Raw genomic sequence first — 14,174 nt, forward strand, 5'->3', positions numbered from 1 at the left:
CTCGCCGGCCGGTTGCGGTCAAACCACGCGGCGCGGTACGGTTGAGCCTCCGAGTTCGCCGACAGCCACCACGCCATGACCGACACCGCCACCACGCCCGAAGCCGATGGTTCCCATGCAGGCGCGGATGCGCCGCTCGACGGTGTGACCGTGCTGGATCTCACACGTTTGCTGCCGGGCCCGCTCGCGGGCATGCGACTCGCCGCGCTGGGCGCGCACGTCGTCAAGATCGAGGACAAGGGCGCGGGCGACTATGCGCGCGAGATGATGCTGGGCGACGGGGAGACGCCGCCGGGCGGGTTCTGGCGGCTACTCAATCGCGGCAAGACCGTGGTGCGCCTCGACCTCAAGGACGACACCGACCGGGCGACTTTCCTCGACTGGGTGGCGCGCGCGGACATCCTGCTCGAAGGGTTTCGTCCCGGCGTGATGGCCCGGCTCGGTTTCGATTACGCCTCGCTGGCGCGGCGACGTCCGTCGCTCGTGATGGCGTCGATCAGCGGATACGGGCAGCAGGGGCCGATGTCGCAGGCGGCGGGGCACGACATCAACTACATCGGTTACGCGGGGGTGCTCGATCAGCTCTGCGACGCGCTCGATGCGCCGATCGTCCCGAACTTCCAGATCGGCGACCTCTACGGGGGCGGCCAGGCTGCGGTGCAGGCCGTGCTGGCGGCGCTGGTGTCGGCGCAACGCACCGGTCGTGGCCGCTGGCTCGATATTTCCATGACGCACGAGGTATTTCGCTCTAACATCGTGCCCGCCGTGGCGATGCATCGCCAGGGGGGCACGGCGCGCGCCGGCGGCGATCTCCTCAACGGCGGCGTGCCCTGTTACCAGGTCTATCGCACGCGCGACAATCGCTTCATGGCAGTCGGGGCGCTCGAACTCAAGTTCTGGCAGACCCTGTGCGACGTACTGGGGCGCGACGAATGGAAGTCGCGTCACTGGTCGCTCGGTCAGGTCGTGGGCGGCGATGACGCACGCGCGCTGCAGGCGGAATTGGCGGCGGTCTTTGCGAGCGCGTCGCAGCGCGAGTGGGTCGAGCGCTTCGCCCACGCCGATTGTTGCGTCACCCCGGTGCTCCGGCTCGAGGAAGCGATGGTGCATCCGTTGTTCGCGCAGGTGCGCGATGCACTGATGCCCTGATCGGCGGCGCGTTACCGAATGTCACAATTTTTCGGGCCGCGGAGTTGCGAAGTCCAGGGCGCGATCGCGTAGAGTCGTCGCTGACTTTACCGCCTGGCGCCCCGACCTCCGATGACCCGACGGCTTGCACTTCCCGAACGACGACACTGGCTTGCGGACTTCGCACGACTCGCGCCCCGCCCGTGGACCGCCATGACCGTGCTCGGCGTCGTCACGGGCGCTGCATTGTGTGGCGGCTGTGCGTCGTATCAGGACGTCCCGACCGATCGCGGGGCGGTGCGCTCCACGCCGATGACGACCGGCGATCTGGCGCAGACCGACATCAATCGCATGGCGACGCTGGGCATGCGTGCCAACCTCGAGAGCCTGTATCGGCTGGCCGACAAGCTCTACAAGCGCAATCCGAGAGAATGGCGAAAGTCGGGGGCCGCGTCGCAAGCGCAGGCCATGGCGCAACTTCGCGCGGCGGTCGAAGGACGCCGTACGCTGACCGACCTGAAGGCGCTGCGCGACGTGCGCGCGCTGTCGCTGTCGCTCGACCCGGCGTTCCAGGGGGATCGGGTGGCCGCGTTCATCTTCAGCCTGTCGGACACGATCATCACGGCGCATGGCGGCTCGACGGTGTTCTACCTGAGCGACGGCCTCGATGCGCAGCGCATCTATAACGCGGCGCGCAACGTGGAAATCGCGGCGTGGCTGCTGGCGAGCCGTCAGGACACGGCCGGACATCCGTTGTTGCTCGCGAACGAAATCGCCGAGGTGCGAAACGTGAGCTTCGAGCGCGAGTTCGGCAAGATCGTCGGCCGGCTCGACCTGCTCGCCGAGATGCTGGACGAAAAATTCCGCCGCGCCGGAATCGGCTACGTGCAAAACTTGCTGGGTGCCCAGTTTCTCCAGTTCCTGCCCGTGCGCTGAGCGTGACGCGTGCGATGGGAGACGCTGATGGGGCGCAAATCTCACGCGGATGCTGTATATTTGCACAGTATTTTCGCTGCCCGCCATGTCACCCGCCACGCGCAAGATCATTCACTGCGACGCCGACTGTTTCTACGCCTCCGTTGAGATGCGGGACGACCCGTCGCTGCGCGGGATTCCTTTGGCGGTAGGCGGCCAGCCGGATCAGCGCGGGGTGGTCGCCACCTGCAATTACGAGGCGCGCGCCTTTGGCGTGCGCTCGGCCATGCCCTCCGCGCAGGCCGTCAAGCTGTGTCCCGACTTGCGCATCATCCCGCCTTCGATGGCGCGGTACCAGGAAGCATCGCGGCGGATCATGGCGATCTATCGCGATTACACCGACCTCGTCGAACCCTTGTCGCTCGACGAAGCGTATCTCGATGTCACCCTTGGCGATCGCTGCGAGGGCTCGGCCACGCTGATGGCTCGCGAGATTCGCGCACGTGTGGCCGCGGAAGTGGGACTCACCGTTTCGGCGGGCGTGGCGCCCAACAAGTTCATTGCCAAGATTGCCAGTGACTGGCGCAAGCCCGACGGCCTGTTCGTGGTGAAGCCCGCCGAGGTGGACGCGTTCGTGGCGGCGCTTCCGGTGGAGCGCCTGTTCGGCGTGGGCAAGGTGACCGCGGAGAAGCTTCGCGCGCTGGGCGTGGATTCCTGCGCGGATTTGCGAAGCCACTCGCTGACCGAGCTCATCGAGCGTTTCGGCGTGTTCGGGCAGCGGCTGTTCGAGCGTTGCCGTGGCATCGACACGCGCGAAGTCAGCCCCGATCGCGAGCGGAAATCCATCAGCGTGGAGACCACCTACACGCGCGACTTGCGCACGCTGGCCGACTGCGAGGCGGCCCTCGATCCACTGCTTCGTTTGCTTGCCGAGCGTATCGAGCGCGCGCGCCGCAACGAGCCGTTCGCCATTGCGAAGGTCTTCGTCAAGATTCGTTTCGCCGACTTCTCACGCACGACGGCCGAGGCCGGGGCGTTGGGGGTGGACGCCCGTCAATGCCGCGAACTGCTGGCTGAAGCCGTGGGCCGCAAGCGTCGGCCGGTGCGATTGCTGGGCGTGGGCGTGCGGATGCTCGACGCCGAAGCGACGCGTCAACTGCGACTGTTCGACGACTGGGACGCCGTTGAGCGCACCATGTCCACGAACGCGGGCGATAATGCGGCATCACAGGCGTAGATGACGCGCTGGCGATGACGGGAACATGGCACGCGCGCGCGGCTTGCCATGCCCGCGTCGTGCGACAGCGCATATGACATATGACTCGCGCAGCAATGCGCACCCGGACGAGGTGAAGGATGACGGAGATCATCGAAGTCACATTGCGGCTTACCGCGGCCCTGATTCTGGGCGGGCTCGTGGGCCTGAACCGCAATCTGCACCACAAGTCGGTTGGCTTGCGCACGCTGGCGATCGTGTCGTTCGGCTCGGCGTTGTTCGTGCTGGCCGTGGTGCCGTTTCCGGGCTCGGCGCTGACCTACGACAACTCGTCGGTCAGCCGTGTCGTGCAGGGGATCGTCGCGGGGATCGGTTTTCTCGGCGCGGGTTGCATCGTCCGGCCCAGCCGAGGCGCCTCGGTTCATGGGTTCACCACGGCGGCGGCGCTCTGGAGTACCACGGGGATCGGCATCATCTGCGGTCTGGGCCGCTGGCATATTGCCGTGGCCGCGATGGTGCTGCTGCTTATCGTGCTGGCGGTCGGCGGGCGGGTCGAAGCGCTCGCGCACCGATGGCTGGGACACGACGAACCCCGCAATGGCCTGGCGGATGCGAATGCGAATGCGGATGCGGACGCGCCGGCGCCGCGCGAGCGCGACGACAAGTGACCTCCATCTTGCGTTGGCAAAAGATGCACATCGCGGCCTCCCCGCGCGCTGACCACTGGCGGCGCGATTGTTGCGGATACCGAAGAAAAATGCCCGCCGAAGCGGGCAAATGACGTTGTCGCAGTACCCCCAAAAGGACGTAAGAGGGCGATTTCATTTTGGTGACCTGCCGGTTTTTCGCCAATCGGGGCTTGCCCGATTAGGGAAAGCACGTTCGGGAGACTACGTAAGGCACACCGCAGCGACCCATCGTATCGACCCGTGGTGTCGGTTTACCGCAGCGCCCGAAGCTCCGTGGCACGTGCGCGCGCGACTCGCAAGCCGTCGGCCTGGAGCGTGAGCGTGGCGGCATCGGCTTGCTGCGACGCCTCCGACGGCGACGTGTACGTGAGCACCGCCGCCTGACGTTCCCGATGAAAGCGCTCGGTGATGGGGGCGCACTCCGCCGCGGCTTCGTCGGCCAAACGGCCGGCGTCGGGCACGAGATTGACGTAACGCGCCACGTGTCCGTATAGACAGGAGCGGTATTGGGTGGCCGCGGCGTCGGCGGCGGCCAGGTGACGCTCGCGCAGGGTAGCGGCGTCGGGCGCCGGGGCATGCGCGGGTGTCGCACCGGCTTGTGTTTTTGAAGGGCTGGCACAGCCGGTGACGAGCAGGGCCGCCGCGAGACACGCCAGGAGCGGAGCGGCGCGCATTTGAGTCAAAATCGGAAACTTCCGAATCATGAGGTGATCGAGGCCGATGGCAAAAAGTCCGCGATCTCGCTATGGTACGGGATTTGGCGGGGACGTCCTCGCATTCCACCGAATTGGGCGTGCATGTGTCGCGCCGAACTGACATGAGCGAATTCCACAAAGGTCTGGTATGGCTGCGGCGCGATCTTCGCTGCGCGGACAACGCTTCGCTGGCGCAGGCGCTCGCGAGTTGCGCCGAGGTCTATGTCGCGTTCGTTTTCGACACGACCATTCTCGACGGACTGCCGCGCAACGATCGGCGTGTCGCTTTCCTTCACGACAGTGTTCGCGAACTCGACGAAACGCTCAGGGCGCGCGGTGGCGGGCTGGTCGTGCGCCACGGCGACCCGGCGCATGAGATTCCGGCACTGGCGAAGACGCTCGGCGTGCAGGCGGTGTTCGCCGCCCGGGACTACGAGCCGGCTGCGCTCAGGCGCGACCGTGCCGTCGCCCGGTCGCTGGGCGATCAGGGTATCGCTTTCGAACTCGTGAAGGACCACGTGATCTTCGAGATGAACGAGGTTCTGAGCGCTCAGGGCGAGCCCTACAGCGTATTCACGCCGTACCAGCGTGCCTGGCTCAGGCAGGTGAGGCCGGTCGACCTTGCACCGCACGGCAAGCCGTCCGATTTCCAGCGGTTGGCCCCACCGCCGCGCGCCGGGAACGGGGCGATACCGTCGTTGGCGACGCTGGGCTTCGATGTGCCCGAGTCGCGCCGCATCGCGGTGCCCGCGGGGGAGTCGGGCGCGCAGCAGCTGCTCGACGACTTCCTGCCACGCATGGCGCACTACCACGAACGACGCGACTATCCGGCCGTGCGTGGACCGAGCTATCTGTCCGTGCACCTGCGCTTCGGCACCGTGTCGATCCGCACGCTCGCGCGTGAGGCGCACGCTGCCATGCAGCACGGCGGGGAGGCCGGCCGCGGCGCGCAGACATGGCTCGGCGAGCTGATCTGGCGCGACTTCTATTTCATGATCCTGCATCATCACCCGCACGTGGACGGCCGGGCGTTCAAGCCGGCGTACGACGCGATCGAGTGGGCGACGGGCAAGGCGGCGGACGCTGCGTTCCTGGCCTGGTGCGAGGGGCGCACCGGGTATCCGCTCGTCGACGCGGCGATGCGTCAGATCAATCAGACCGGTTATATGCACAATCGCCTGCGAATGGTGACGGCAAGCTTTCTGGTCAAGGATCTGGGCATCGACTGGCGGCGCGGGGAGGCGTACTTCGCGCAGGCCCTCAACGATTTCGATCTGGCGGCGAACAATGGCGGGTGGCAGTGGGCCGCCTCGACCGGTTGCGATGCCCAGCCGTACTTTCGCATCTTCAACCCGGTCACGCAGTCGGAGAAGTTCGACCCCGAAGGGCGATTCATCCGAAAGTACGTGCCCGAACTGGCTGATCTGCCCAACAAGGCGCTGCATGCGCCCTGGCGCGCCGATGCGCAGACCTTGAGCGACGCCGGCGTGGTGTTGGGGCGAAACTATCCGGAGCCGCTGGTCGCGCACGACGTGGCGCGTCAGGAGACGCTGACGCGGTATGCAATCGTGAAATCGCCGGCGACATCGGCCGAGGCGAGTGGCGCGCCTGGCGCCGGTTGATCCCGTCGATCGGGCGAGGTATCCGCGAAGGGATCGGTGTATACCCCGGTCAACTTTTCCCGCCAACAGCCGTTGATACAGGTATGGCACGCAAGAGGCCTGGGCTTCGGCAGCGGTTCGTAACGTCGGGGGGCGTTGGCGGGCGTCAGGGAAGAAGCAGCGATAACAACAAGCCGTAGTTGAAAATGCTCCGGCGCCCGAAAGGGCGCGAACGTGAGCGAGGGCAGGCCAAAACCACACAGGGAAGCTGAGTCATCTCCACGGCCGCGCAGACGGCAGCTTCTCGAAACGGGGTTAGCGATGAGCGAGTGCCCGGAACGTCGACCGTTCCGGGCATTTTTTTATGCGCTTTCCGGCGACGGCTGCGCTCGTGAGACGGCGAGCACCGTCCACACCGCAAGATTGAACGGCAGGGTGAAGTAGGGCCAGCCGATCGACGCGAGGGCGTGACCGAGCACGACACACAGGATGCTGGCCAGCCAAGCGCCCGCGAAGCGCTGGGAGGCCGGGCGACCGAAGGCACCGAGGCCCAGGGCGGCGAGAAACGCATTGACACCCATGCCCCCGGCCTGCGCCGCGATCGACGGCCAGGACAGGCCGAACGAGGTGAGCGAGCTGAGCGAGGCCAGCCATGTCGGCAATGTCCGTGAAACGAGCGAGGTGGCGGATACGAGGCCTGCCCAGACGGCTACCGCCGCCGCGAGCGCCCAAAGCGTGGCGCGAACGTTCCAGAGTGCCAGCACGTACCAGGTCAGCAGGCCGAGCACCAGCGGCGCGATGAAGACCACCTGTCCCACCGAGCAGAATACGAACCCGGGCGTGGCGGCGTCGCAGGCCAGCGCGCCCGCGCGTGGCACCAGACCGACCCAGGACTGTGCGACCCAGGTGAGCGCCATCACGCCGATGAAGGGGCCTGTGAGCGCTGGAAACCGGCGGCGCGCGAGTCCGGCGGACACGACGACGGTCAGTGCCACGCATGCCGCGAGCCAGACGAAGCCGGAGACGCCGGGTTGCCAAAGCGCGCCGAATGCGATGCCGGTGAGCGCCGCGTTGTAACCCACGAGCCCCTTTCGTCGCTGCTCGGCCGGCAGTCGCAGCGCGATGGCGATCGCCGAGGCGATGGCGCTGGCCGCCAGCCCGGTGAGGGCGGCAGGGCGATCGGCGAGCGCGAGGACCGCGAGCAGCAACACACCGGCGCCAGCCGACGGAATGAAGTAGATTTGCGCGAAGTTCGCGGCCAGTCCATGCAACTCATCCGCCAGGCGTTGGAGGACCCCACCGCCGGACGGCAAGGTCGGTGCGGTCGATGAGATCGACGCGTTCCGTGATGTCGGTGAGCTCGGTGAGCTCGGTGAGGGCGCCGCCCCCGGCGAGGTCGACGTAGCGGGCTGCATTGACGAAGGGCGGAGCGTGGGCATGGACGGGCGTCGGAAGCGGCGGCTGGCGAATGAGAACGCGCATTCGGTGAGTCGAGGCCGGACTGGGTATCCGGCGATGTCGGTCGCGAGCATACGCCGAACCGACGCAGACGGGCGTGCGCGCGCCTTATAGTCGATATTTCAGGCGAAGGCGAGAGCGAAGGCACAAAGCAAAAACCCGCGCTCGGGAGCGCGGGTTTTGCGTTGAGGGGCGGGACGCCTGGGCTTACTTGCCGCCACCCTTGGCCGGCTTCACTGCCCAGCTGTCCTTGAGCGAGACGATGCGGTTGAACACCGGTTTGCCCGGGACCGCGTCGTGGCGGTCGGCAACGAAGTAGCCGTGACGCTCGAACTGCACGCGATCTTCCGGCGCCGCGCTCACCAGCCCCGGCTCGATGTACGCCTGCGTGACGCGCTTCGCATTCGGGTTGAGGGCGTCGAGGAAGTTCTTCTCGCCGGCATCGGGATGCGGGTCCAGGAACAGGCGGTCGTAGATGCGCACTTCCGCGGCCAGCGCGTGCGCCGCGCTCACCCAGTGGATGTTGCCCTTGACCTTGTAGTTGTCCGCGCCCGGCGTGCCCGAACGGCTGTCCTCGAAGTAGTTGCAGTGCACCGCCGTGACATTGCCGTCGGCATCGGTGTCGAAACCGGTGCACTCGACCACGTAGCCGTAGCGCAGACGCACCTTGTTTCCCGGGAAGAGCCGGAAGAAGCCCTTGACCGGCTCGGCCTGGAAATCTTCGCGCTCGATCCACAGCTCGCGCGAGATCGGGAACGTGCGCATGCCGCGCTCCGGGAAGTGCGGATGCACCGGCGCCTGGCAGTCTTCCTGCTTGCCTTCGGGGTAGTTGTCGATGATCAGCTTGAGCGGATCGAGCACGGCCGTCGCGCGCGGTGCCTTCGGATCGAGGTCATCGCGCAATGCCTGCTCGAGAATGCTCATGTCGATCCACGACGCCGACTTGGCAACGCCGATGCGCTCGCAGAACAGTTGCAGGCTCTCGGGCGAGAAGCCGCGGCGACGCAGGCCGACCAGCGTGGGCATGCGCGGATCGTCCCAACCGTCGACGAACTTCTCGTCGACCAGTTGACGCAGCTTGCGCTTGCTCGTGATCGCATACGTCAGTTGCAGGCGTGCGAATTCGATCTGTTGCGGCGTGGGGCGCGTGAACATGCCCGCATCGGCCAGTTCACCGAGCACCCAGTCATAGAACGGGCGCTGGTCTTCGAACTCCAGCGTGCACAGGCTGTGTGTGATGTTCTCGATGGCGTCCTCGAGCGGGTGGGCGTACGTGTACATCGGGTAGATGCACCACGCGTCGCCCGTGCGGTGGTGGTGGGCGTGCCGAATCCGGTAGATCGCCGGGTCGCGCAGGTTGATGTTGGGCGACGCCATGTCGATCTTGGCGCGCAGCACGTGCGTGCCGTCGGCGAATTCGCCCGCGCGCATGCGGCGGAACAGGTCGAGATTTTCCTCGACAGTGCGATTGCGGAACGGCGAATCCTTGCCCGGTTCGGTGAGGGTGCCCCGATTGGCGCGCATGTCTTCGGCGCTCTGGCTGTCGACATAGGCCTTGCCGCGCTGGATCAGGATTTCGGCACCCTGATACAGCTGCTCGAAGTAATCGCTCGCGAAGTACAGGTGTTCCTTTTGCGGCGTCTGATAGCTGAAACCGAGCCACTTGACCATGTCGATGATCGAGTCGACGTATTCGGTCTCTTCCTTTTCGGGGTTGGTGTCGTCGAAGCGCAGATGGCACACGCCGTCGTAGTCGCGCGCCACGCCGAAATTCAGGCAGATCGCCTTGGCGTGACCGATGTGCAGATATCCGTTCGGCTCCGGCGGAAAGCGCGTCTCGACGCGCTGGCCCCATTTGCCCGAGCGATTGTCTTCGTCAATGATGTTGCGGATGAAATTGGATGCCGCGTTCAGCTCTGTGCTCATGCCAGTCCAGTGTTCGGAGTTTGGCGAATATTCTACCGTACCGCACTGCACCACGGGCGAGCATCGATGCGCCGACACGCAGGCGCCCCGGGCGCCCGCGCGATGCCCCGCGCATGCGAGGCACCCGCGCGGCGGGACTAGACCGTCGGCGCTTGCGCGGACGCGCGCTGCCCCGGCCAGTTGGCATAGGAGAGCAGCCACAGCGAAATGATGTTGATCACCGGAATGAAGGCCAATATCGTGAACCACGGCGACAGGCCCAGCCGGGTCAGAATGCGCCAGACGGGGATTCCGACGAGCACGATAGCGACGAGCAAGCCAATCAGACTGGACATACGATATCTCCCTGAAGTCCCGCCGGCGGCGGGTTGTGACCCAGTATATAGCGTCGCCCGGTACGCCCGCCCTTCACCGCGGCTGGATTGTCCTATCCTGAAAACACTGCCGGTCCCACCGGCGGCTCTGTGAGTGACCCTTCCGGGAGGACATCATGGAACTGCACCTCCACTCGCATCGCTACACGCACCGCTCGCCCGACTGGGCCGCCGCCGCCGTGGCCGGTTTCGTCGCCTGCGCCTTTTTCTCCGCCGTGGAAATGCTCATGGTGCTGCTGGTCTCCGGCCAGAGTCCCTGGGTGCCGCCGCGCATGGTGGCGGCCATCGTCCTCGGGCCGGGCATCATTACCCAGCCCGCCACGTTCGATCTTTCCATCGTCGCCATGGCGCTGGTCGTCCACGCCACCATCGGTGTGGTGCTCGGCGTGGTGCTGGGCGCGATCGTCGCCCCGTTCCGGCTGGATTCGGACGTAGTGACCGTATCGGTCGCGGGCGCCGTGTTCGGTCTGGCCGTGTATGCCGTGAACTTCTACGTCATGACGCAGCTTTTCCCGTGGTTCATCGAATCGCGAGGCTGGACGATGCTCGCCGGGCACGTCATCTTCGGCGCGTTCGCCGGCTACATGTACTGGATCCTGCGGCAGATGGACGAGCCTTCGGCAAGCCGCTGACGTCGGGCGTTTTGCATCGAGTCGACGCGTCAAACGGCACGGTGCGTCGATTTCTGCTATCATTCGTCAACTGCACTCGATTTCCCGCTAATTCCGGGAGCCCTGAGGGCAGTCTTCAGCGGTATGCCTTGCCGGGCAAAAGCGTTGCCTGTCCGGCGAAAGCGAGCGCACGACACGAAAACCACTACAGAGGTGTCGCGCGACGCGTTGTGGCCACCGCTCCGAGCGCTCAGGCGCTCCCGCCGCCGTCCGTACCGGATGCGCGGTCATCGTTCCCCGAAACAGGAAGTCGTTCAGATCACCCGCCTTGCGTCAGGTTTGCGCAATCCAGGTGCGCACGCGGCCTGCACCGTCTTGCATCGAATTCGCGCTCAGGCGCGTCCGACATGGCCTGACCCAGTGAGCGCCGTGGGCTTGTGTCGCTTTTGTCGCTTGTGTCGGTCATGCGAATGTCGTGTCTTTGTCACATTCGGTCGCTACGCTGCGTGCACTTCACGGAAACATTTGTGCAAATTTGCACTCTCACCACCGTAAGCCGATTCGAGAGGAATAGTTATTAGTCAATTTTTTTGCAGTAGGAAGAATACAAAATGAAAACAACCCAATATCAGGAATTCCAGTACGTCGTCCATGCCGTCGAGCGCGACAATGCTCGCTGGGACGCGTTCTACGAGATTCATCGCCCGACCCGTCAGGGGTTGGAAAAGGTAGGGGCGTACCAGGTGCAGACCGCCTATGGTTTCGCCACGCAGGGCAACGCCCTCGACGACGCGGAGCGTAACGCCCGTGCCGATATCGAGCAGGGCATCGTCTATTATCAGTAAGCCGGTTTTTCCCTTCCCCCTTGTGTGCGAGATGCGGCATCGCCGTTTTGCGACGGTGCTATAGTCCCGCCTTTGCGTCGCGAGGCTGGAGAGTCGGGAATGGAATGGATGTGCAAGTCGTTCGATGAACTGGGCGCCACGTTGCTGTACCGCATTCTGGCCGCGCGCAACGCGGTGTTCGTGGTGGAGCAACAATGCCCGTATCAGGACATCGACGGTCGCGACCCTCAAAGCCTGCATCTTGTCGCGCAATCGCGTGACGCGTCGAATCAACCACAGATTGCCGCGTACCTGCGGCTGTTACCTCCGGGGCTGGCCTACGACGAAGCGTCGATCGGGCGGGTGATCACGGCGGCGTCGCACCGGGGCACCGGGCTCGGGCGCGAATTGCTTGCGCGCGCGGTGGCCATCGCCGAAGCGAAATGGCCAAAGGCCCCACTGCGAATCGGTGCGCAGGCCCACCTCGAGGCGTTTTACGGTAGCTTTGGATTCGTCAAGGCGAGCGAGCCCTATGACGAAGACGGCATCATGCACATCGAAATGCTGCGTGCGCCAGCGAGCCCCTAGACGCGCGTCGGCAAGGCGGCGCGGCGGATGTTGTCGCCGCGGGTGCCGCAATTTCGGCCGGGGCAATGCACCCGGCACTACAATATCTTCCATCGCAGTTCACGCGTTTCCCGACACATGGCCTTGTACTCCATCACCGGCGCCCAGTTGGCGTTCGGTCACGTGGCATTGCTCGACAATGCCGATTTTTCGCTCGAAGCCGGTGAGCGCGTCGGGCTTATCGGACGCAATGGCGCCGGCAAGTCGTCGCTGCTCAAGATCGTGGCGGGGCTGACCGCGCCCGACGACGGCCTCGTTGCGCGTCAGGCCGGCCTGAATACGGTCTATGTACCGCAGGAGCCGCAGTTCGATCCGGCGCAAAGCGTGTTCGACGCCGTTGCACTCGGGCTGGGCGATCTGCACGTGCTGCTGTCCGACTACGACCACACGGCCGAGGCGCTCGCCGACGCACCCGAGGGCGCGGAGCACGACGCGCTGCTCGCCCGCCTGAACAGTTTGCAGTCGTCGCTCGACGCCGCCGACGCCTGGCAGCTCAAGACGCGCGTGGAGACCACCATCGCGCAGCTCGGCCTCGACGGCCATGCCCGCGTGGGCGCGCTCTCCGGCGGGATGCAAAAGCGCGTGTCGCTCGCGCAGGCCTGGGTGGCGAAGCCCGACGTGATGCTGCTCGACGAACCGACCAACCACCTCGATTTCGAGGCGATTCGCTGGCTCGAAGAGTTGCTGATCGGCTATCGCGGTGCACTGCTGTTCATTACCCACGACCGCAGCTTCCTCGATCGCGTTGCCACGCGCATCGTCGAACTCGATCGCGGACATTTGCTCTCCTACCCGGGCAACTTCACGCAATATCAGGAACGTAAGGCGGCCCAGCTCGAGGTCGAGCGCGTGGAGAACGAGAAGTTCGACAAGTTGCTCGCGCAGGAAGAAGTCTGGATCCGCAAGGGTGTGGAGGCGCGTCGCACGCGCAGCGTGTCGCGCATCGAACGACTCAAGACCATGCGCAACGAACGGGCCGAGCGTCGCGAGATCCAGGGCAACGTGCGCATGGACGTGGCGCAGGCCGAGAAGTCGGGCAAGATCGTCGCGGAGCTGACCAACGTCACCAAGTCGTACGACGGTCGCGTGATCGTGCGCGACTTCTCGGCGACGCTCATGCGTGGCGACAAGGTCGGTCTCGTGGGACCGAACGGCGTGGGCAAGACCACCATGCTCAAGCTGATCCTCGGCGAGATCGCGCCGGACAGCGAACAGATTCGCGTGGGCACGAACCTGCAGGTGGCGTACTTCGACCAGATGCGCGCGCAACTCGACCCGGAACGCAATCTGCTCGACACGATCAGCCCGGGCAGTGACTGGATCGAAATCAATGGCACGCGCAAGCACGTCATGAGCTATCTGGGCGATTTCCTGTTTTCGCCGGAGCGCGCCCGCTCGCCGGTGAAGTCGCTCTCCGGCGGCGAGCGCAATCGTTTGCTGCTCGCGCGCTTGTTCGCGCGTCCGGCCAACGTGCTCGTGCTCGACGAACCGACCAACGATCTCGATATCCCCACGCTCGAACTGCTCGAGGAATTGCTCGAGGAGTACAGCGGCACGGTGTTCCTGGTGAGTCACGACCGGACGTTCCTCGACAACGTCGTGACCTCGGTGATCGCCGCCGAGGGCGACGGCCACTGGCGCGAATATGTCGGCGGCTTCACCGACTGGCAGGTGCAGAGCGCGCGCGCGGCGGCGCTTTCGGCACAGCATGCGCCGGCGGACGTTGCGCCGAAGGAAGCCGCGAGCGCAACCCGACGCGGCACGAACCGCACGGTCAAGCTCAGCTACAAGGAGCAGCGTGAACTCGACGGGCTGCCCGAGCGCATCGCCGCGCTCGAGAACGAGCAGAAAGACGCGGCCGCCAGGCTCGAGGACGGTTCGATCTTTGTGAAAGATCCGGCGGCCGGGGCGGCACTGTCCGAACGTTTCGAGGCGATTGAACTGGAGTTGCTCGAGGCGCTCGAACGCTGGGAAGTGCTCGAGGCGAAGCAGCGCGGCGAGAGCGCCTGATCGCGCTCGTCGCGTTGGGGTTCCCTTCGCGACACGAAAGACACGCAGGCGGCCGGTTGTCCGGCCGTCTTGCGTTGGCACCGTGGCGCGCTAACCCGAA

Annotated in this window: 14 protein-coding genes; 9 read left to right on the top strand and 5 right to left on the bottom strand. The window is 65.5% G+C overall.

What is annotated here, in order from left to right:
- Positions 1–75 precede the first annotated feature (75 nt).
- The 4 genes from W930_RS25495 to W930_RS25505 all read left to right on the top strand — a co-directional run bounded on the left by W930_RS25495 (position 76) and on the right by W930_RS25505 (position 3,927).
- Positions 76–1,149 carry a CaiB/BaiF CoA-transferase family protein gene (locus W930_RS25495; RefSeq protein WP_023873785.1) on the top strand — a complete coding sequence of 358 codons (1,074 nt, stop codon included), beginning with the start codon at positions 76–78 and terminating at the stop codon, positions 1,147–1,149.
- A 111-nt stretch (positions 1,150–1,260) separates the two neighbouring features.
- Positions 1,261–2,064: a hypothetical protein gene (locus W930_RS0100825; protein WP_369798637.1), complete on the top strand. Its 804-nt coding sequence runs from the start codon at positions 1,261–1,263 to the stop codon at positions 2,062–2,064.
- Positions 2,065–2,149: 85 nt separating this feature from the next.
- The gene (gene dinB, locus W930_RS25500; protein WP_029754134.1) at positions 2,150–3,280 is read left to right on the top strand and encodes a DNA polymerase IV; all 1,131 of its coding nucleotides are present in this window, start codon (positions 2,150–2,152) and stop codon (positions 3,278–3,280) included.
- 119 nt (positions 3,281–3,399) lie between these two features.
- The gene (locus W930_RS25505) at positions 3,400–3,927 is read left to right on the top strand and encodes an MgtC/SapB family protein (protein ID WP_023873786.1); all 528 of its coding nucleotides are present in this window, start codon (positions 3,400–3,402) and stop codon (positions 3,925–3,927) included.
- Positions 3,928–4,199: 272 nt separating this feature from the next.
- Here the strand turns inward: W930_RS25505 and W930_RS0100840 are convergent, their stop codons facing one another.
- Positions 4,200–4,622: a hypothetical protein gene (locus W930_RS0100840; protein WP_145929446.1), complete on the bottom strand. Its 423-nt coding sequence runs from the start codon at positions 4,620–4,622 to the stop codon at positions 4,200–4,202.
- Positions 4,623–4,765: 143 nt separating this feature from the next.
- On the opposite strand from W930_RS0100840, the gene W930_RS25510 reads away from it, so the two are divergent.
- Entirely contained in the window at positions 4,766–6,265 is a 1,500-nt protein-coding gene (locus tag W930_RS25510) for a deoxyribodipyrimidine photo-lyase (protein WP_023873788.1), read from the top strand.
- 341 nt (positions 6,266–6,606) lie between these two features.
- Here W930_RS25510 and W930_RS0100850 read toward each other — a convergent pair whose 3' ends face one another.
- The 4 genes from W930_RS0100850 to W930_RS0100865 all read right to left on the bottom strand — a co-directional run bounded on the left by W930_RS0100850 (position 6,607) and on the right by W930_RS0100865 (position 9,963).
- Positions 6,607–7,515: an urea transporter gene (locus W930_RS0100850; protein WP_023873789.1), complete on the bottom strand. Its 909-nt coding sequence runs from the start codon at positions 7,513–7,515 to the stop codon at positions 6,607–6,609.
- A gap of 1 nt (position 7,516) precedes the next feature.
- Entirely contained in the window at positions 7,517–7,726 is a 210-nt protein-coding gene (locus W930_RS30345; RefSeq protein ID WP_023596745.1) for a hypothetical protein, read from the bottom strand.
- Between the two features lie 183 nt (positions 7,727–7,909).
- Complete coding sequence (locus W930_RS0100860; protein ID WP_023873790.1) at positions 7,910–9,628, bottom strand: glutamine--tRNA ligase/YqeY domain fusion protein; 1,719 nt, start codon at positions 9,626–9,628, stop codon at positions 7,910–7,912.
- A 137-nt stretch (positions 9,629–9,765) separates the two neighbouring features.
- Positions 9,766–9,963, bottom strand: coding sequence for a hypothetical protein (locus tag W930_RS0100865; protein ID WP_023596743.1), 198 nt, complete (start codon positions 9,961–9,963; stop codon positions 9,766–9,768).
- A gap of 155 nt (positions 9,964–10,118) precedes the next feature.
- Between W930_RS0100865 and W930_RS0100870 the strand changes: the two genes are divergently transcribed.
- The 4 genes from W930_RS0100870 to W930_RS0100885 all read left to right on the top strand — a co-directional run bounded on the left by W930_RS0100870 (position 10,119) and on the right by W930_RS0100885 (position 14,074).
- Positions 10,119–10,634, top strand: a complete 516-nt coding sequence (locus W930_RS0100870) for a hypothetical protein (protein WP_023596742.1) — start codon at positions 10,119–10,121, stop codon at positions 10,632–10,634.
- 590 nt (positions 10,635–11,224) lie between these two features.
- Positions 11,225–11,458, top strand: coding sequence for a hypothetical protein (locus tag W930_RS0100875; protein ID WP_023596741.1), 234 nt, complete (start codon positions 11,225–11,227; stop codon positions 11,456–11,458).
- Between the two features lie 99 nt (positions 11,459–11,557).
- Complete coding sequence (locus W930_RS0100880; RefSeq protein ID WP_023596740.1) at positions 11,558–12,025, top strand: GNAT family N-acetyltransferase; 468 nt, start codon at positions 11,558–11,560, stop codon at positions 12,023–12,025.
- A gap of 117 nt (positions 12,026–12,142) precedes the next feature.
- Positions 12,143–14,074 carry an ATP-binding cassette domain-containing protein gene (locus W930_RS0100885; protein WP_023873792.1) on the top strand — a complete coding sequence of 644 codons (1,932 nt, stop codon included), beginning with the start codon at positions 12,143–12,145 and terminating at the stop codon, positions 14,072–14,074.
- Positions 14,075–14,174: the final 100 nt, after the last annotated feature.

Source organism: Pandoraea sp. E26 (assembly GCF_000681415.1).
In the GTDB taxonomy this organism is placed as follows: Bacteria; Pseudomonadota; Gammaproteobacteria; order Burkholderiales; family Burkholderiaceae; genus Pandoraea; species Pandoraea pnomenusa.